The sequence below is a fragment of the Rhodococcus sp. NPDC003383 genome (assembly GCF_053589115.1).
Window position 1 is genome coordinate 26,975 of sequence record NZ_JBSFRG010000030.1, and the last position, 16,468, is coordinate 43,442.

A 16,468-nucleotide genomic window follows, 5' to 3' on the forward strand; every position below is an offset into this window, starting at 1 on the left:
GGCACCGGGCCTCCCGAGTTGAGTTTGTGGGAGCAGTCCTGCATACTGGTCGGGTTGCCTTGACCGGGTCATGGTTTTTTTGCGGCTCGGAACGGGTTGGTGTGACAGTCGCGGATCGAGCCTGACGGCCTGGTCGCGGCCACATGCAAGACGGAAGCAGTACCCCTGTGTGCCCGTATGGGTGCATCCGGTGGGTTCCCGCGGCATCGAGCTTCGGTGCCGGGGAATGAGCGGAAGGGCGACACGCCCGACCGCGTGGACCGGAGAACTATTGACAGATGAACAGCGGCAGCGGATCGGGTGCGTCCCGGTATCGCATCGTGTCAGTGCTGTTCTCGGTCGCCGTTCCGGTGGGGCTGTGCAGACGAGGTGGCTCCCGGCTCGTTCGGGTGCTACGAAACGCGGCAAGAAAAGGACACTAAGCGTGGCGGGACAGAAGATCCGCATCAGGCTCAAGGCCTATGACCACGAGGCGATCGACGCATCTGCGCGCAAGATCGTCGAGACGGTGACCCGTACGGGTGCCCGCGTGGTCGGCCCGGTGCCGTTGCCCACCGAAAAGAACGTGTACTGCGTCATCCGCTCGCCGCACAAGTACAAGGACTCGCGCGAGCACTTCGAGATGCGTACTCACAAGCGGCTGATCGACATCCTCGACCCGACGCCGAAGACGGTCGACGCTCTCATGCGCATCGACCTCCCGGCCAGCGTCGACGTCAACATTCAGTGAGCTTGTAGAAGACGCAGCGGAGATAACAAATGACTAACCAGATCAAGGGAATCCTGGGCACCAAGCTCGGCATGACCCAGGTCTTCGACGAGAACAACCGGGTCGTTCCGGTCACCGTCGTCAAGGCCGGACCGAACGTGGTCACGCAGATTCGCACCGAGGAGCGCGACGGCTACAACGCCGTGCAGCTCGCCTTCGGCGCCATCGACCCCCGCAAGGTGAACAAGCCGGTCAGCGGCCAGTTCGCCAAGGCCGGCGTGACCCCCCGCCGCCATCTCGTCGAGCTTCGTGTCGAGGACACCTCGGCTTACGAGATCGGCCAGGAGCTCACTGCAGAGGTCTTCGAGGACGGCGCGTTCGTCGACGTCACCGGCACCTCCAAGGGCAAGGGCTTCGCGGGCACCATGAAGCGCCACGGCTTCGCCGGCCAGGGTGCCTCGCACGGTGCGCAGGCCGTGCACCGTCGTCCCGGTTCCATCGGTGGCTGCGCCACCCCGGGCCGCGTGTTCAAGGGCACGCGCATGTCCGGCCGCATGGGTAGCGACCGCATCACGACGCAGAACCTCTCGGTCCACAAGGTGGACGCCGAGAACGGCCTGCTGCTGATCAAGGGTGCGATCCCGGGCCGCAAGGGTGGCCTCGTGATCGTCAAGACCGCAGTGAAGGGTGGTGCACGGGCATGACCAGCACCGAGACCGCAACCAAGCTGACGCTGGACGTCAAGGCGCCGGGTGGCAAGACCGACGGCACCGTCGATCTCCCCGCCGAGATCTTCGACGCTCCCGCGAACATCGCGCTGCTGCACCAGGTCGTCGTGGCACAGCTCGCCGCGGCTCGCCAGGGCACGCACGCCACCAAGACCCGCGGCGACGTCCGCGGCGGTGGCAAGAAGCCGTACCGGCAGAAGGGCACCGGCCGCGCCCGTCAGGGTTCGACCCGCGCGCCTCAGTTCGCCGGCGGTGGCACGGTCCACGGACCGCAGCCGCGTGACTACAGCCAGCGCACGCCCAAGAAGATGAAGGCCGCCGCCCTCCGCGGTGCCCTCTCCGACCGGGCGCGCAACGAGCGCATCCACGTGATCACCGAGCTCGTCGCCGGGCAGACCCCGTCGACCAAGAGCGCGCGCAGCTTCCTCGCGGAGCTGTCCGATCGCAAGAACCTGCTCCTCGTCGTCGGCCGTGAGGATCTCGCGGCGTGGAAGAGCGTGCAGAACCTGCAGAACGTGCACCCGATCGCGCCGGATCAGCTGAACACCTACGACGTGCTCTACAGCGACGACGTCGTCTTCAGCGTCGAGGCGCTCAACACGTTCATCCACGGACCGGCCGAGTCCGTGCAGCTCGCGAAGGAGGAGAGCAAGTGAGCACGATCGCCGATCCCCGCGACATCCTGCTGGCTCCGGTCATCTCCGAGAAGTCCTACGGGCTGATGGAGGAAGGCACCTACACCTTCCTGGTGCACCCGGACTCGAACAAGACGCAGATCAAGATTGCCGTCGAGAAGGTCTTCGGCGTCAAGGTGAGCAGCGTCAACACCGCCAACCGTCAGGGCAAGCGCAAGCGGACCCGGTTCGGTTACGGCAAGCGCAAGGACACCAAGCGCGCGCTCGTGACCCTCACCGCCGACAGCAAGCCCATCGAGATCTTCGGAGGCCCGGTCGCGTAAGCGGTCGGAACTCGAGAGATAGAGGACGAGAAGACTCATGGCAATTCGTAAGTACAAGCCGACTACCCCGGGTCGGCGCGGCGCGAGTGTCTCGGACTTCGCCGAGATCACTCGGTCGACGCCCGAGAAGTCGCTGATTCGCCCGCTGCACGGTCGCGGTGGTCGTAACGCGCACGGCCGCATCACCACCCGTCACAAGGGTGGCGGACACAAGCGCGCCTACCGCCTGATCGATTTCCGTCGCAACGACAAGGACGGCATCCCGGCCAAGGTCGCTCACATCGAGTACGACCCCAACCGCACCGCCCGCATCGCGCTGCTCCACTACGTGGACGGCGAGAAGCGCTACATCATCGCCCCCAAGGGCCTGGTGCAGGGTGCTCCCGTCGAGTCCGGCCCGACCGCGGACATCAAGCCCGGCAACAACCTGCCGCTGCGCAACATCCCGACCGGTACCACCATCCACGCGGTGGAGCTGCGTCCGGGTGGCGGCGCCAAGATGGCCCGTTCCGCCGGCGCGAGCATCCAGCTCCTCGGTAAGGAAGGCACCTACGCCACGCTGCGTATGCCCTCCGGTGAGATCCGTCGCGTCGACGTGCGCTGCCGCGCCACCGTCGGCGAGGTCGGCAACGCCGAGCAGTCGAACATCAACTGGGGCAAGGCCGGCCGTATGCGCTGGAAGGGCAAGCGCCCGACCGTCCGCGGTGTCGTGATGAACCCGGTCGACCACCCGCACGGCGGTGGTGAGGGCAAGACCTCGGGTGGTCGCCACCCGGTCAGCCCGTGGGGCAAGCCCGAGGGCCGCACCCGCAAGAACAAGGCGTCCGACAAGCTCATCGTCCGTCGTCGCCGTACCGGCAAGAAGCGCTAGTCAAGGAGGGAGTTAGAGAATGCCACGCAGCCTCAAGAAGGGCCCGTTCGTCGACGACCACCTCCTGGCGAAGGTGGATCTGCAGAACGAGAAGGGCACCAAGCAGGTCATCAAGACCTGGTCGCGCCGTTCCACTATCCTGCCCGATTTCATCGGTCACACGTTTGCCGTCCACGACGGCCGCAAGCACGTGCCGGTGTTCGTCTCGGACTCGATGGTCGGACACAAGCTCGGCGAGTTCGCGCCGACCCGTACGTTCAAGGGCCACATCAAGGACGACCGGAAGAGCAAGCGTCGATGAGCACTGAAACCACCAACCCCAGCGCTCGGGCTGTTGCGCGCCACGTGCGTGTGACCCCGATGAAGGCGCGTCGCGTCGTCGACATCGTTCGCGGCAAGTCGGTCGAGGACGCCCTTGCGATCCTCAAGTTCGCTCCGCAGGCCGCTGCCGAGCCGGTCGCCAAGGTGATCGCCTCCGCCGCTGCCAACGCGCAGAACAACCTGGACCTCGACCCCAGCACGCTCGTCGTCGCGACGGCGTACGTGGACGAGGGTGCGACCCTGAAGCGGTTCCAGCCGCGTGCCCAGGGCCGCGCGTTCCGGATCCGCAAGCGGACGAGCCACATCACCGTGATCGTCGAGAGCGTCGCCTCCCGCTCGACCGCGTCCAACCGTAACCGCCGGAAGGGAGCTCAGTAGTGGGCCAGAAAATCAACCCGCACGGCTTCCGCCTGGGCATCACCACCGACTGGAAGTCGCGTTGGTACGCGGACAAGCAGTACGCGGAGTACGTGAAGGAAGACGTCGCGATCCGTAAGTTCCTGGCCTCCGGCCTGGAGCGCGCGGGCATCGCGAAGGTCGAGATCGAGCGGACCCGGGACCGCGTGCGGGTGGACATCCACACCGCGCGTCCGGGCATCGTCATCGGCCGCCGCGGCGCCGAGGCCGATCGCATCCGCGCCGAGCTCGAGAAGCTGACCGGTAAGCAGGTCCAGCTGAACATCCTCGAGGTCAAGAACGCGGAGTCCGAGGCGCAGCTCGTCGCCCAGGGCGTTGCCGAGCAGCTCAGCAACCGTGTCGCGTTCCGTCGTGCGATGCGCAAGGCCATCCAGTCGGCCATGCGTCAGCCGAACGTCAAGGGCATCCGGGTGCAGTGCTCGGGCCGTCTCGGCGGCGCCGAGATGTCCCGCTCGGAGTTCTACCGTGAGGGTCGCGTTCCGCTGCACACGCTGCGCGCGGACATCGACTACGGCCTGTACGAGGCGAAGACCACCTTCGGTCGCATCGGCGTGAAGGTCTGGATCTACAAGGGCGACATCGTCGGTGGCCGTCGTGAGCTGGCCGCTGCTGCCGCTCCTGCGGATCGCCCGCGTCGCGAGCGCCCCAGCCGTCCGCGTCGCTCCGGTGCTTCGGGCACCACCGCGACGAGCACGGAAGCCGGCCGCGCCGCCTCCGCCGATGCACCCGCTTCGACTGAGAATCAGGAGGGCTGACGCATGTTGATCCCACGGCGGGTCAAGCACCGCAAGCAGCACCACCCGAGCCGTACGGGTGCCGCCAAGGGCGGAACCCAGGTGACCTTCGGTGAGTACGGTATCCAGGCTCTCGAGCCGGCCTACATCACCAACCGGCAGATCGAGTCCGCTCGTATCGCCATGACCCGGCACATCAAGCGTGGCGGCAAGATCTGGATCAACATCTTCCCGGATCGCCCGCTCACCAAGAAGCCGGCCGAAACCCGAATGGGTTCCGGTAAGGGCTCGCCCGAGTGGTGGGTCGCGAACGTCAAGCCCGGTCGCGTGCTGTTCGAGATGAGCTACCCGAACGAGGAGATTGCCCGCGAGGCCCTGCGCCGCGCGATGCACAAGCTCCCCTGCAAGTGCCGCATCGTGACGAGGGAGGAGCAGTTCTGATGGCTACCGGTACCCCCGCCGCGGAACTCCGCGAACTGAGCGACGCAGAACTGGCCGACAAGGTCCGTGAGTTCAAGGAAGAGCTGTTCAACCTGCGCTTCCAGATGGCCACCGGACAGTTGGACAACAACCGTCGCCTCCGCGTGGTGCGGAACGAAATTGCCCGGATCTACACGGTGCTGCGCGAGCGTGAGCTCGGCCTGTCCACCGGCCCGAATGCGGGTGACGTGGCATGAGTGAGGAAAAGGCAGTGAGCAAGAACGAAGAGCGCGCGAGCCGCAAGGTCCGCATCGGCTACGTCGTCTCGGACAAGATGGAAAAGACCATCGTGGTCGAGCTCGAGGACCGTGTGAAGCACCCGCTGTACGGCAAGATCATCCGCCGTACCACCAAGGTGAAGGCGCACGACGAGAACGGTCTGGCCGGCATCGGCGACCGCGTCCAGCTGATGGAGACGCGTCCGCTGTCCGCCAGCAAGCGTTGGCGTCTGGTCGAGGTGCTCGAGAAGGCCAAGTAAGGTCCTCTCGCCCTCGCGGAGCGAATCACGCGGCCCGGCATCCCTTTTCGGGGTGCCGGGCCGCGCCGCGTTCGGTGCCGGGGGCGGGGGAGGGCGAGGCAGTCAGTTCCCGGGCCGGTTCACCGAATCCGCCAGCGTGGCGGGTGCCTGCACGCAGTAGGAGTCGGTGAGCATCTCGGCGAGTTCGGTCCAGTCCGTCGCGTCGTCGAGCAGGATGCCGACTGTGGTCTCACCCCAGTTCGTCCGGAAGTAGGGCTCGCCCATGTTCTCGAATGCGGGGACCTCGCCGGGTTCGGTGCGGAAGACGATCCGGAACAGGCCGTCCTCGCCGCCGAACGCGTGCGCGACCGTCGCGCCGCGGACCCGCCAGCGCACTCCCGTCCACGCAGGTTCGTCGACGCATTCGGGAAACGCGCGGAGGATCTCGTGCAACCGCTCGAGAATCGGGCCGGGAAGGTCGGGACGCATGTGCCGACGGTAACCGGCCGGGCCGACAGAGTGTCTGCGCCGCGTCGCGGGCGTCGAGCGGGGAGCGACCTCACAGTTCGCGGATTTGCCCTGCATGCTGTATATCGCCTACCCTGGACGGGTTGCTTCGCGGGACCCGTGTGTCTTTCGCACGTGCGCCGCGAGTAGCCGACGACCGCGTACGTCCAGGTCGGAAATCTGACGTACAAACCAATCCAGGTCAAGGAGAAGTTAGTGATCCAGCAGGAGTCGCGACTGCGCGTCGCCGACAACACGGGTGCCAAGGAGATTCTCTGCATCCGCGTTCTCGGTGGCTCGTCCCGTCGCTACGCCGGAATCGGCGACATCATCGTCGCCACCGTCAAGGACGCGATCCCCGGTGGCAACGTCAAGCGTGGCGACGTCGTCAAGGCCGTTGTCGTGCGCACCGTCAAGGAGCGCCGCCGGCCGGACGGCTCGTACATCAAGTTCGACGAGAACGCCGCGGTCATCATCAAGGGTGACAACGACCCGCGTGGCACCCGCATCTTCGGCCCCGTCGGCCGCGAGCTGCGCGACAAGCGGTTCATGAAGATCGTCTCGCTCGCTCCGGAGGTGCTGTGATGAAGGTGCACAAGGGCGACACCGTGCTCGTCATCTCGGGCAAGGACAAGGGTGCCAAGGGCAAGGTCATCGCGGCCTACCCGAAGGAGAACCGTGTCCTCGTCGAGGGCGTGAACCGGATCAAGAAGCACACGGCGGTCTCGGCCAACGAGCGCGGCGCCTCCTCCGGGGGCATCGTGACGCAGGAGGCCCCGATCCACGTTTCCAACGTCGCGGTCATCGACTCGGACGGCAACCCCACCCGCGTGGGCTACCGGACCGACGAGGAGACCGGCAAGCGCGTTCGGATTTCCCGGAAGAACGGGAAGGACATCTGACATGACCACCACCGAGAACAAGACCCAGCCGCGCCTGAAGGCCCGCTACCGTGCCGAGGTCCGGGACGCGCTGCAGGCGGAGTTCGACTACGCCAACGTCATGCAGATCCCGGGCGTCGTCAAGGTCGTCGTGAACATGGGTGTCGGTGACGCCGCTCGCGACGCCAAGCTGATCAACGGCGCGGTCGCGGACCTGACCCTCATCACCGGTCAGAAGCCCGAGATCCGCAAGGCCCGCAAGTCCATCGCGCAGTTCAAGCTGCGTGAGGGCATGCCGATCGGTGCGCGCGTCACGCTGCGCGGCGACCGCATGTGGGAGTTCCTGGACCGTCTCGTGTCCATCGCGCTTCCCCGTATCCGGGACTTCCGCGGCCTGAACGGCAACCAGTTCGACGGAAACGGCAACTACACGTTCGGCCTGAACGAGCAGTCGATGTTCCACGAGATCGACGTGGACAAGATCGACCGCCCCCGCGGCATGGACATCACCGTCGTGACCACCGCTACCAACAACGAAGAAGGCCGTGCCCTGCTCAAGCACCTCGGCTTCCCGTTCAAGGAGAACTGAGCCCATGGCTAAGAAGGCACTGGTCAACAAGGCCAACAAGAAGCCGAAGTTCGCGGTTCGCGCCTACACCCGCTGCCAGCGTTGCGGCCGTCCGCACGCTGTGTTCCGCAAGTTCGGACTCTGCCGTGTCTGCCTTCGCGAGATGGCACACCGCGGTGAACTTCCCGGGGTTCACAAGAGCTCCTGGTGACGTGAACGGCGGGCGGGTCGCCACTGCGTGACCCGCCCGTCCTCACACCCGTCAGGGGTCCGATCCGTTCTCGCAGTTCGGACCCGCACGAAACCAAGTTCGTTGTAGGCCCACGGCCGGAACCGCGACCACGTCGCGGCGTCGGTGTTGTATGGGAACCGCAGCGAGAAAGGTGAACAGGTCAGCTATGACCATGACCGACCCCATCGCAGACTTCTTGACGCGTCTGCGCAACGCCAACACGGCGTACCACGATCAGGTGAAGCTGCCCCACTCGAAGATCAAGGCGAACATCGCCGAGATCCTCAAGCGTGAGGGCTACATCGCCGACTTCCGCACCGAGGATGCCGAGGTGGGCAAGACCCTCGTCGTCGACCTCAAGTACGGGCCTTCCCGCGAGCGCAGCCTCGCCGGTGTGCGCCGCGTGTCGAAGCCCGGCCTGCGCGTGTACGCGAAGTCCACCAACCTGCCCAAGGTCCTGGGCGGCCTCGGCGTGGCGATCATCTCCACGTCCTCCGGCCTGCTCACCGATCGCCAGGCGGCCAAGCAGGGAGTGGGCGGGGAAGTCCTCGCCTACGTCTGGTAAGGGAGGCCAACACATGTCGCGTATCGGAAAGATTCCCGTTACCGTCCCCGCCGGCGTCGAGGTGACCATCGACGGCCAGGACGTCGCCGTCAAGGGCCCCAAGGGCAACCTGTCGCTGACGATCGCCGAGCCCATCGCCATCGCGAAGGGTGAGGACGGCGCGCTCCAGGTCACCCGCCCCAACGACGAGCGTCGCAGCCGTGCGCTGCACGGTCTGTCGCGCACCCTCGTGCAGAACCTCATCGTCGGTGTGACCCAGGGCTACACCACCAAGATGGAGATCTTCGGCGTCGGTTACCGCGTGGCGCTCAAGGGCCAGGACCTCGAGTTCTCGCTCGGCTACAGCCACCCGGTGCTCATCGAGGCCCCGGAGGGCATCACCTTCGCGGTCGAGACCCCGACGAAGTTCTCGATCTCGGGTATCGACAAGCAGAAGGTCGGCCAGATCGCGGCCAACATCCGTCGTCTGCGCAAGTCCGACCCCTACAAGGGCAAGGGCATCCGCTACGAGGGTGAGCAGGTCCGTCGCAAGGTCGGAAAGACGGGTAAGTGATCATGAGCGAGCAGACAGAGAACCAGAAGGCCAAGCGCATCCCGCGCGGCAAGGACGTGTCCACCACGCGCCGGCTGTCGAAGACGCGTCGTCACTTCCGTCTCCGCAAGAAGATCTCGGGCACCGCAGATCGTCCGCGTCTCGTCGTCAACCGGTCGTCGCGTCACCTGCACGCGCAGCTGGTCAACGACCTGACGGGTACGACGATCGCAGCTGCGTCGACGATCGAAGCCGATGTCCGCGCCCTCGAGGGCGACAAGAAGGCCCGTGGCGCCAAGGTCGGTCAGCTGATCGCCGAGCGCGCGAAGGCTGCGGGCGTGGAAGCTGTGGTCTTCGACCGCGGCGGCCACACCTACAGCGGCCGCATCGCGGCCCTCGCGGACGCGGCTCGCGAAGGCGGGTTGAAGTTCTGATGACCATTTTTTCGAACGGAAGGAACGCCTGATGCCGGGACGTCAGCGGCGTGACGGCGGCAACGGCCCCGCCGGACAGAGTGGCCCCAACACCGGGGACAACCGTGGTGGTCGCGACCGCCGCGATCGCGACTCGCGTGGCGGCGCTGCCGCCGAGAAGTCGAACTACATCGAGCGTGTCGTCTCGATCAACCGTGTGTCGAAGGTCGTCAAGGGCGGTCGTCGCTTCAGCTTCACCGCTCTGGTGATCGTGGGCGACGGCAACGGCCTGGTCGGCGTCGGCTACGGCAAGGCCAAGGAAGTTCCCGCGGCCATTCAGAAGGGTGTCGAGGAGGCTCGCAAGGGCTTCTTCCGCGTCCCGCTCATCGGCAAGACCATCACCCACCCGGTGCAGGGTGAGGCCGCTGCAGGTGTCGTCCTGCTGCGTCCCGCCAGCCCCGGTACCGGTGTGATCGCCGGTGGCGCGGTGCGTGCCGTGCTCGAGTGCGCAGGCATCCAGGACATCCTGTCGAAGTCGCTCGGCTCCGACAACGCCATCAACGTCGTGCACGCGACCGTGGCTGCCCTCAAGCAGCTGCAGCGTCCGGAGGAAGTCGCGGCTCGCCGCGGTCTGGCCCTCGAGGACGTGGCTCCGGCCGGCATGCTGCGTGCGCGTGCACAGGCTGCTGGGAGCGTGAACTAATGGCAGAGCTGAAGATCACCCAGATCAAGAGCACCATCGGCGCCAAGTCGAACCAGCGTGACAGCCTGCGCACCCTCGGCCTGCGGAAGATCCGTCAGTCCGTCGTGCGTGAGGACAACGCGCAGAACCGCGGCTTGATCAACGTGGTGCGTCACCTCGTCACGGTTGAGGAGGTCTGAGAATGACCATCAAGCTGCACCACCTGCGTCCCGCTCCGGGCGCGAAGACGGACAAGACCCGCGTCGGCCGCGGTGAAGGTTCGAAGGGCAAGACCGCAGGCCGCGGTACGAAGGGCACCAAGGCGCGTAAGAACGTCTCGGCGGCCTTCGAGGGTGGCCAGATGCCGCTGCACATGCGGCTTCCGAAGCTCAAGGGCTTCAAGAACGCCTTCCGCACCGAGTACCAGGTCGTCAACGTCGGCGACATCGCTCGTGTGTTCCCCGAGGGTGGCACCATCGGCGTCGACGAGCTCGTCGCCAAGGGCCTGGTTCGCAAGAACCAGCTCGTGAAGGTGCTCGGCGAGGGCGAGATCTCCGTGGCCGCTCAGGTGACCGCGGACAAGTTCTCCGGCTCCGCCAAGGAGAAGATCACCGCAGCCGGCGGCACCGCGACCGTTCAGGCCTGACCTGTTCGCTCGTGCCCGTGCACGGCTCTCGAACGGCCGCGCTGCAGCTACTGCTGCGGTGCGGCCGTTCGTCGTTTCGAGTTGCTGACGTACCCTTGCGGGCACGTCCTTGCGTCTGCGTGGCCCGGCATCGGGCCACGCGCCCGGTGTCGTGCGAGGCCCCCTCGCGTGGTCGCCGCACCGGGCCGCACTGTTAGAGTTCAAGAGTTGTCCACCGTCCGACGGGTGGTACCCATGACCCGTCGTCCCCGCCCGGCCTGCCAGGAGGATCTTTGCTTTCCGCCTTCGTTTCGGCCCTCAGGACCCCGGACCTGAGGCGGAAGATCCTCATTGCGATCGGACTGGTCGCGTTGTACCGGCTCGGTGCGACGCTGCCGTCCCCGGGCGTCGACTACGGAAACGTCCGCGCCTGCATCGACCAGATCTCCGGAGGCGAACAGGCGGGCATCTACTCGCTGATCAACCTGTTCTCCGGCGGCGCGCTGCTACAGCTGTCGGTGTTCGCGATCGGCATCATGCCGTACATCACCGCCAGCATCATCGTGCAGCTGCTCACCGTCGTGATTCCCCGGTTCGAGGAACTCCGCAAGGAGGGCCAGTCCGGTCAGGCGAAGATGACGCAGTACACCCGCTATCTGGCGATCGCATTGGCGGTGCTGCAGTCGACCGGCATCGTGGCGCTCGCCGCGCGAGGGCAGCTCCTGCAGGGATGTTCCGAACCGATCCTGGCCGACGACAGCATCTTCGGCATGGTCGTCATCGTGCTCGTGATGACGGCGGGCGCGGCGCTGGTCATGTGGTTCGGTGAGCTCATCACCGAGCGCGGTGTCGGCAACGGCATGTCGCTGCTGATCTTCTCCGGTATCGCCTCGCGCCTGCCGTCCGAGGGGAACATGATCCTCGAATCCCGCGGCGGCCTCGTCTTCGCGATCGTGTGCGTCGTCGCGCTGGCGATCATCACCGGCGTGGTGTTCGTCGAGCAGGGCCAGCGCCGGATCCCGGTGCAGTACGCCAAGCGCATGGTCGGGCGCCGCATGTACGGCGGCTCGTCGACCTACCTGCCGCTGAAGGTCAACCAGGCCGGCATCATCCCGGTGATCTTCGCGTCGTCCCTGCTGTACCTGCCGAACCTCATCGCACAGCTCACCGGTGCGAGCACGGCGACCGATCCGAGTTGGTGGCAGCGGTTCATCAACGAGTACCTCGTCAATCCGAACAACCCCGTCTACATCGCGATCTACTTCGCGCTGATCGTGTTCTTCGTCTTCTTCTACGTCGCGATCACCTTCAATCCGGAGGAACGCGCCGACGAGATGAAGAAGTACGGCGGGTTCATCCCCGGCATCCGTCCCGGCCGACCCACCGCGGACTACCTCACGTACGTGCTCAACCGCATCACCGTGCCGGGCGCGCTGTACCTGGGTCTCATCGCCACGCTTCCGCACTTCTTCCTGTCCGGTAGCCAGACCGCGTCGAGCATCTTCGGCGGCGCAGCGGTGCTCATTCTCGTCAGTGTCGCGCTGGACACTGTCAAGCAGATCGAAAGTCAACTCATGCAGCGCAACTACGAAGGGTTCCTCAAGTGAGACTTGTACTCCTCGGTCCTCCCGGTGCCGGCAAGGGCACGCAGGCCGCAATCCTGTCGGAGAAGCTCGGCGTCCCTGCCATTTCGACCGGCGATCTCTTCCGCGCCAACATCGGCCAGGGCACCCCGCTCGGCGTCGAGGCCAAGAAGTACATCGACGCCGGCGAGCTCGTGCCCGCCGAGATCACCAACAACATGGTGCGCGCCCGCCTCGCCGAGCCCGACGCGGCGAACGGCTTCCTGCTCGACGGGTTCCCCCGCAGCGTGGAGCAGGCCCGCGAACTCGAGTCGATGCTCAAGGATCTCGACACCGCCCTCGACGGCGTGCTGTCCTTCGAGATCGACGAGGAGATCGTCGTCGAGCGGATGCTCGCCCGCGGTCGCGCCGACGACAAGGAAGACGTGATCCGCAACCGCCTCCGGGTGTACCGCGAGGAGACCGCGCCGCTGCTCGACTACTACGCCGATTCGCTCGTCACGGTCGATGCGGTCGGTGAGGTCGAGGAGATCAACGCCCGCGCACTCGCTGCGCTCGGCAAGTAACAAGCAGGACCGAGGAGTTCGACATGGGTTTCGGGCGCAAGCGCAAGGTCGTCCCGTTCCGCACGTCCGGTGAACTGGACGCGATGGCGGCTGCGGGCGCGATCGTCGGGGCCGCGCTCGTCGCGGTGCGCGACGCCGCGAAGCCCGGTGTCAGCACCCTCGAGCTCGACCGGGTGGCGGAGGCGGTCATTCGCGATGCGGGGGCCGTCCCGTCGTTCCTGGGCTACCACGGGTTCACCGGTTCGATCTGCTCGTCGGTGAACGACCGCGTCGTCCACGGCATCCCGTCCGCCGACGACATCCTCGCCGAGGGCGACCTCGTGTCCATCGACTGCGGGGCGATCCTCGACGGATGGCACGGCGATTCGGCGTGGACGTTCGGCGTCGGTGAGCTGTCGCAGGCCGACGCCGATCTGAGCGAGGCGACGCGGCTGTCGATGGAGGCCGGCATCGCCGCGATGCTTCCCGACAACCGGCTCACCGACGTCTCGCACGCGATCGAACTCGGCACCCACGCCGCGGAGAAACTGCACGGCCGCAGCTACGGGATCGTCGACGGATACGGCGGTCACGGCATCGGCCGCGAAATGCACATGGACCCGTTCCTTCCGAACGAGGGCGCGCCCGGCAAGGGTCCGCGTCTGGTCGTCGGATCGGTGCTCGCGATCGAGCCGATGCTCACGCTCGGCACGTACGACACCGAAGTGCTCGAGGACAAGTGGACCGTCGTGACCACCGACGGCAGCCGGGCCGCGCACTGGGAGCACACCGTCGCGGTCACCGGGGACGGGCCGCGCATCCTCACGCTCCGACCCGAGTAATCGCAGACCCCTGCTTTTCCGAGCGAATGTACCGTTCGATCGGTTGAAGGAGACGAACGGTACATTCGCTCGGATGGGGGAGGCGGCTCACACCTCGAGCAGGAGGGTCACCGGGCCGTCGTTGACGAGGCTCACCTCCATGTGCGCGCCGAACACTCCGGTGGCGACCTCGGCTCCGAGAGCGCGCAGGGCTGCGACGAACTCGTCGACGAGAGGTTCGGCGACCGGACGCGGTGCCGCCGCCGACCACGACGGGCGCCGGCTCTTCCGGGTGTCGGCCATCAGCGTGAACTGGCTGACGACCAGCAGCGGAGCACCCAGATCGGACGCGGATCTCTCGTCCTCGAGGATCCGCATCGTCCACACCTTCCGGGCCAGGGTCGCGGCCTTCGCGGCGTCGTCGTCGTGTGTGACGCCGACGAGAACGAGCAGTCCGTGTCCGCCTTCGGCGGGGGAGATGCGCGCGACCTCGGTGCCGTCCACCGACACCGCCGCCGTCGTGACCCGTTGAACCAGTGCCCGCACCCGCGGTCCTCCTCATGTCGGCTTATTTGGCCAGGTGGGAAACTTCCCGTACGATTGATCGGTGGTGCGCTCTGCGCTCCGGTGATCGGCTTGCCCGTGAACCGGGACTCGCCGAGCGTCACGGTATCGGATGCCGATGCAACCACACACCGAACGACGGATCGCGGAGGATATGGCTAAGAAAGACGGGGCAATCGAGGTCGAAGGCCGTGTTGTCGAACCGTTGCCCAATGCGATGTTCCGCATTGAGCTCGAGAACGGTCACAAGGTCTTGGCTCACATCAGTGGCAAGATGCGCCAGCACTACATTCGCATCCTGCCCGAGGACCGGGTTGTCGTGGAGCTCTCCCCCTACGACCTGTCGCGCGGACGCATCGTCTACCGCTACAAGTAAGAGCTTCCCCGGCTACACGGTCGGGGAGAACCATGTCTTCGACACGGTCTTTTGCCGTGTCCGGGGGCGTACATACAGGAGATCGGACGCACGTGAAGGTTCAGCCTAGCGTCAAGAAGATCTGCGAGAAGTGCAAGGTGATCCGCCGCAACGGCCGGGTCATGGTGATCTGCGAGAACCTGCGTCACAAGCAGCGTCAGGGCTAGATCGACTCTTCTTCGCGAAGATCGGCTTGGCAACAAGCAGCTCGGCAACGAGCACGAAGACCTTCCAGCACCAGTCGCACGGTTACGATTCCCGATTCGTCGGGAAGCTGTGCGATCAACCCCCGGTTCGGAGGCCGGGGCCCCACTGTGTTTGTCGACACACAGTTTCTTCGACGCAGGGGACGGGCTGGGAGCAGACCTCCGCACACCGAAAAGGAATGCCACTCATGGCACGTCTCGCAGGTGTCGATCTTCCCCGCGAAAAGCGGATGGAGATCGCACTGACCTACATCTACGGCATCGGCCGTACCCGCTCCAAGGAGATCCTGGCGGCAACCGGCGTGAGCCCGGACCTGCGCAGCAAGGACCTCTCGGACGAGGACCTGGCGAAGCTCCGCGAGTACATCGAGGAGTCCTACAAGGTCGAGGGTGACCTCCGCCGCGAGGTCCAGGCGGACATCCGCCGCAAGATCGAGATCGGCTGCTACCAGGGCCTGCGACACCGTCGTGGTCTGCCCGTGCGTGGACAGCGCACCAAGACCAACGCCCGCACCCGTAAGGGTCCGAAGCGCACCGTCGCAGGAAAGAAGAAGTAATGCCTCCCAAGTCACGCAGCACCGGTCCGAAGAAGACCCAGAAGGCACGGCGCAGGGACAAGAAGAACGTTCCGCACGGCGCTGCTCACATCAAGAGCACCTTCAACAACACGATCGTGTCCATCACGGACCCGCAGGGCAACGTGATCTCCTGGGCGTCCTCCGGCCACGTCGGCTTCAAGGGCTCGCGCAAGTCGACCCCGTTCGCCGCGCAGCTCGCCGCCGAGAACGCCGCCCGCAAGGCGCAGGAGCACGGTGTCAAGAAGGTCGACGTCTTCGTGAAGGGCCCGGGCTCGGGCCGCGAGACGGCGATCCGTTCCCTCCAGGCCGCGGGCCTCGAGGTCGGCACCATCTCCGACGTCACCCCCCAGCCGCACAACGGCTGCCGTCCGCCCAAGCGGCGTCGGGTCTAACGGGAAAGGAATAGGTACTAGAAAATGGCACGTTATACCGGTCCCGTTACCCGCAAGTCGCGTCGTCTCCGTGTCGACCTCGTCGGAGGCGACCAGGCGTTCGAGCGTCGCCCCTACCCGCCGGGCCAGCACGGCCGCGCGCGGATCAAGGAGAGCGAATACCTGCTCCAGCTGCAGGAGAAGCAGAAGGCCCGCTTCTCCTACGGCATCATGGAGAAGCAGTTCCGCCGTTACTACGAGGAAGCCGCCTCCCGTCCCGGTAAGACCGGTGAGGTTCTGCTGACCATCCTCGAGTCGCGTCTGGACAACGTCGTCTACCGTGCCGGCCTCGCCCGCACGCGTCGCCAGGCACGTCAGCTCGTCACGCACGGCCACTTCCTGGTGAACGGCAAGAAGGTCGACATCCCGAGCTACCGCGTCTCCCAGTACGACATCATCGATGTCCGCGAGAAGTCGCTGAGCACGCTGCCGTTCCAGGTCGCCCGCGAGACCCTGGGCGAGCGCCCGGTTCCGGGTTGGCTGCAGGTCGTCGGTTCGCGTCTGCGGGTGCTGGTCCACCAGCTCCCCGAGCGCGCGCAGATCGACATCCCGCTGCAGGAACAGCTGATCGTCGAGTACTACTCGAAGTAAGGCGCACATGCGCTGCGGTGTTCTTCCGACCCGGATTCTTCGGGGTCACGGCCG

At 66.0% G+C, this 16,468-nt stretch carries 31 protein-coding genes; 29 read left to right on the forward strand and 2 right to left on the reverse strand.

The features are described 5' to 3' along the window. Positions 1 to 424 precede the first annotated feature (424 nt). Genes rpsJ through rpsQ form a run of 11 tightly spaced genes read left to right on the forward strand, consistent with a single transcriptional unit; the run spans position 425 to position 5,696 of the window. On the forward strand, positions 425 to 730 hold the full coding sequence (gene rpsJ, locus ACWDTS_RS22335; protein WP_003938093.1) for a 30S ribosomal protein S10: 306 nt from the start codon (positions 425 to 427) through the stop codon (positions 728 to 730). A 29-nt stretch (positions 731 to 759) separates the two neighbouring features. Beyond that, positions 760 to 1,413 carry a 50S ribosomal protein L3 gene (gene rplC / locus ACWDTS_RS22340; protein WP_450109302.1) on the forward strand — a complete coding sequence of 218 codons (654 nt, stop codon included), beginning with the start codon at positions 760 to 762 and terminating at the stop codon, positions 1,411 to 1,413. Next, a complete protein-coding gene (rplD, locus tag ACWDTS_RS22345) occupies positions 1,410 to 2,093 on the forward strand; it encodes a 50S ribosomal protein L4 (protein WP_450109303.1) in 684 nt (227 codons plus the stop codon). Before rplC ends, rplD begins: the two co-directional genes overlap by 4 nt. After that, complete coding sequence (rplW, locus tag ACWDTS_RS22350) at positions 2,090 to 2,395, forward strand: 50S ribosomal protein L23 (RefSeq protein WP_197257056.1); 306 nt, start codon at positions 2,090 to 2,092, stop codon at positions 2,393 to 2,395. Before rplD ends, rplW begins: the two co-directional genes overlap by 4 nt. Positions 2,396 to 2,432: 37 nt before the next feature. Next, positions 2,433 to 3,266 (forward strand): 50S ribosomal protein L2, encoded by an 834-nt coding sequence (gene rplB / locus ACWDTS_RS22355; RefSeq protein ID WP_169685525.1) that lies wholly within the window; start codon positions 2,433 to 2,435, stop codon positions 3,264 to 3,266. Positions 3,267 to 3,285: 19 nt separating this feature from the next. Beyond that, positions 3,286 to 3,567 (forward strand): 30S ribosomal protein S19, encoded by a 282-nt coding sequence (gene rpsS / locus ACWDTS_RS22360; protein ID WP_068163597.1) that lies wholly within the window; start codon positions 3,286 to 3,288, stop codon positions 3,565 to 3,567. After that, the gene (gene rplV, locus ACWDTS_RS22365; protein WP_068163599.1) at positions 3,564 to 3,965 is read left to right on the forward strand and encodes a 50S ribosomal protein L22; all 402 of its coding nucleotides are present in this window, start codon (positions 3,564 to 3,566) and stop codon (positions 3,963 to 3,965) included. Before rpsS ends, rplV begins: the two co-directional genes overlap by 4 nt. After that, positions 3,965 to 4,759 carry a 30S ribosomal protein S3 gene (rpsC, locus tag ACWDTS_RS22370; protein WP_197257053.1) on the forward strand — a complete coding sequence of 265 codons (795 nt, stop codon included), beginning with the start codon at positions 3,965 to 3,967 and terminating at the stop codon, positions 4,757 to 4,759. The genes rplV and rpsC overlap by 1 nt, the downstream gene beginning before the upstream one ends. Before the next feature lie 3 nt (positions 4,760 to 4,762). Then, complete coding sequence (gene rplP, locus ACWDTS_RS22375) at positions 4,763 to 5,179, forward strand: 50S ribosomal protein L16 (protein ID WP_068163605.1); 417 nt, start codon at positions 4,763 to 4,765, stop codon at positions 5,177 to 5,179. Continuing rightward, positions 5,179 to 5,415, forward strand: coding sequence for a 50S ribosomal protein L29 (gene rpmC, locus ACWDTS_RS22380; protein WP_068163609.1), 237 nt, complete (start codon positions 5,179 to 5,181; stop codon positions 5,413 to 5,415). The genes rplP and rpmC overlap by 1 nt, the downstream gene beginning before the upstream one ends. After that, on the forward strand, positions 5,412 to 5,696 hold the full coding sequence (gene rpsQ / locus ACWDTS_RS22385) for a 30S ribosomal protein S17 (RefSeq protein ID WP_197257052.1): 285 nt from the start codon (positions 5,412 to 5,414) through the stop codon (positions 5,694 to 5,696). Before rpmC ends, rpsQ begins: the two co-directional genes overlap by 4 nt. A 102-nt stretch (positions 5,697 to 5,798) precedes the next feature. Here the strand turns inward: rpsQ and ACWDTS_RS22390 are convergent, their stop codons facing one another. Continuing rightward, a complete protein-coding gene (locus tag ACWDTS_RS22390) occupies positions 5,799 to 6,164 on the reverse strand; it encodes an MmcQ/YjbR family DNA-binding protein (RefSeq protein WP_450109304.1) in 366 nt (121 codons plus the stop codon). A 234-nt stretch (positions 6,165 to 6,398) separates the two neighbouring features. On the opposite strand from ACWDTS_RS22390, the gene rplN reads away from it, so the two are divergent. The 13 genes from rplN (at position 6,399) to map (ending at position 13,650) form a co-directional block, all read left to right on the forward strand. Continuing rightward, on the forward strand, positions 6,399 to 6,767 hold the full coding sequence (gene rplN, locus ACWDTS_RS22395) for a 50S ribosomal protein L14 (protein ID WP_068163686.1): 369 nt from the start codon (positions 6,399 to 6,401) through the stop codon (positions 6,765 to 6,767). Next, positions 6,767 to 7,084 carry a 50S ribosomal protein L24 gene (gene rplX, locus ACWDTS_RS22400; RefSeq protein WP_006947157.1) on the forward strand — a complete coding sequence of 106 codons (318 nt, stop codon included), beginning with the start codon at positions 6,767 to 6,769 and terminating at the stop codon, positions 7,082 to 7,084. The genes rplN and rplX overlap by 1 nt, the downstream gene beginning before the upstream one ends. 1 nt (position 7,085) lies before the next feature. Further along, positions 7,086 to 7,652, forward strand: coding sequence for a 50S ribosomal protein L5 (gene rplE / locus ACWDTS_RS22405; RefSeq protein WP_450109305.1), 567 nt, complete (start codon positions 7,086 to 7,088; stop codon positions 7,650 to 7,652). A 4-nt stretch (positions 7,653 to 7,656) separates the two neighbouring features. Next, a complete protein-coding gene (locus ACWDTS_RS22410; protein ID WP_006947159.1) occupies positions 7,657 to 7,842 on the forward strand; it encodes a type Z 30S ribosomal protein S14 in 186 nt (61 codons plus the stop codon). 187 nt (positions 7,843 to 8,029) lie between these two features. Then, positions 8,030 to 8,428, forward strand: a complete 399-nt coding sequence (gene rpsH / locus ACWDTS_RS22415; protein ID WP_068163625.1) for a 30S ribosomal protein S8 — start codon at positions 8,030 to 8,032, stop codon at positions 8,426 to 8,428. 13 nt (positions 8,429 to 8,441) lie between these two features. Further along, positions 8,442 to 8,981, forward strand: a complete 540-nt coding sequence (gene rplF, locus ACWDTS_RS22420; RefSeq protein WP_197257049.1) for a 50S ribosomal protein L6 — start codon at positions 8,442 to 8,444, stop codon at positions 8,979 to 8,981. A 2-nt stretch (positions 8,982 to 8,983) separates the two neighbouring features. Beyond that, positions 8,984 to 9,394, forward strand: a complete 411-nt coding sequence (gene rplR / locus ACWDTS_RS22425; protein WP_248675545.1) for a 50S ribosomal protein L18 — start codon at positions 8,984 to 8,986, stop codon at positions 9,392 to 9,394. A gap of 31 nt (positions 9,395 to 9,425) precedes the next feature. Beyond that, complete coding sequence (rpsE, locus tag ACWDTS_RS22430; protein ID WP_197257047.1) at positions 9,426 to 10,076, forward strand: 30S ribosomal protein S5; 651 nt, start codon at positions 9,426 to 9,428, stop codon at positions 10,074 to 10,076. Further along, the gene (rpmD, locus tag ACWDTS_RS22435) at positions 10,076 to 10,255 is read left to right on the forward strand and encodes a 50S ribosomal protein L30 (RefSeq protein WP_006554593.1); all 180 of its coding nucleotides are present in this window, start codon (positions 10,076 to 10,078) and stop codon (positions 10,253 to 10,255) included. The genes rpsE and rpmD overlap by 1 nt, the downstream gene beginning before the upstream one ends. 2 nt (positions 10,256 to 10,257) lie before the next feature. After that, a complete protein-coding gene (rplO, locus tag ACWDTS_RS22440; RefSeq protein WP_068163632.1) occupies positions 10,258 to 10,701 on the forward strand; it encodes a 50S ribosomal protein L15 in 444 nt (147 codons plus the stop codon). Between the two features lie 272 nt (positions 10,702 to 10,973). Then, entirely contained in the window at positions 10,974 to 12,287 is a 1,314-nt protein-coding gene (gene secY, locus ACWDTS_RS22445) for a preprotein translocase subunit SecY (protein ID WP_450109306.1), read from the forward strand. After that, complete coding sequence (locus ACWDTS_RS22450; protein WP_450109307.1) at positions 12,284 to 12,829, forward strand: adenylate kinase; 546 nt, start codon at positions 12,284 to 12,286, stop codon at positions 12,827 to 12,829. Before secY ends, ACWDTS_RS22450 begins: the two co-directional genes overlap by 4 nt. Positions 12,830 to 12,852: 23 nt before the next feature. Beyond that, on the forward strand, positions 12,853 to 13,650 hold the full coding sequence (gene map / locus ACWDTS_RS22455) for a type I methionyl aminopeptidase (RefSeq protein ID WP_450109308.1): 798 nt from the start codon (positions 12,853 to 12,855) through the stop codon (positions 13,648 to 13,650). An 87-nt stretch (positions 13,651 to 13,737) separates the two neighbouring features. Here map and dtd read toward each other — a convergent pair whose 3' ends face one another. Beyond that, entirely contained in the window at positions 13,738 to 14,175 is a 438-nt protein-coding gene (gene dtd / locus ACWDTS_RS22460; protein ID WP_197257039.1) for a D-aminoacyl-tRNA deacylase, read from the reverse strand. 172 nt (positions 14,176 to 14,347) lie between these two features. Here dtd and infA point away from each other — a divergent pair, with 172 nt between their 5' ends. The 5 genes from infA to rpsD all read left to right on the forward strand — a co-directional run bounded on the left by infA (position 14,348) and on the right by rpsD (position 16,414). Then, on the forward strand, positions 14,348 to 14,569 hold the full coding sequence (gene infA / locus ACWDTS_RS22465) for a translation initiation factor IF-1 (protein WP_003418601.1): 222 nt from the start codon (positions 14,348 to 14,350) through the stop codon (positions 14,567 to 14,569). A 92-nt stretch (positions 14,570 to 14,661) separates the two neighbouring features. Next, on the forward strand, positions 14,662 to 14,775 hold the full coding sequence (gene rpmJ, locus ACWDTS_RS22470) for a 50S ribosomal protein L36 (protein ID WP_003938068.1): 114 nt from the start codon (positions 14,662 to 14,664) through the stop codon (positions 14,773 to 14,775). A gap of 227 nt (positions 14,776 to 15,002) precedes the next feature. Beyond that, complete coding sequence (rpsM, locus tag ACWDTS_RS22475; RefSeq protein ID WP_197257037.1) at positions 15,003 to 15,371, forward strand: 30S ribosomal protein S13; 369 nt, start codon at positions 15,003 to 15,005, stop codon at positions 15,369 to 15,371. Further along, a complete protein-coding gene (gene rpsK, locus ACWDTS_RS22480; protein ID WP_006554585.1) occupies positions 15,371 to 15,784 on the forward strand; it encodes a 30S ribosomal protein S11 in 414 nt (137 codons plus the stop codon). Before rpsM ends, rpsK begins: the two co-directional genes overlap by 1 nt. Before the next feature lie 24 nt (positions 15,785 to 15,808). Continuing rightward, positions 15,809 to 16,414: a 30S ribosomal protein S4 gene (gene rpsD / locus ACWDTS_RS22485; RefSeq protein WP_197257035.1), complete on the forward strand. Its 606-nt coding sequence runs from the start codon at positions 15,809 to 15,811 to the stop codon at positions 16,412 to 16,414. The last annotated feature ends 54 nt before the right edge of the window (positions 16,415 to 16,468 follow it).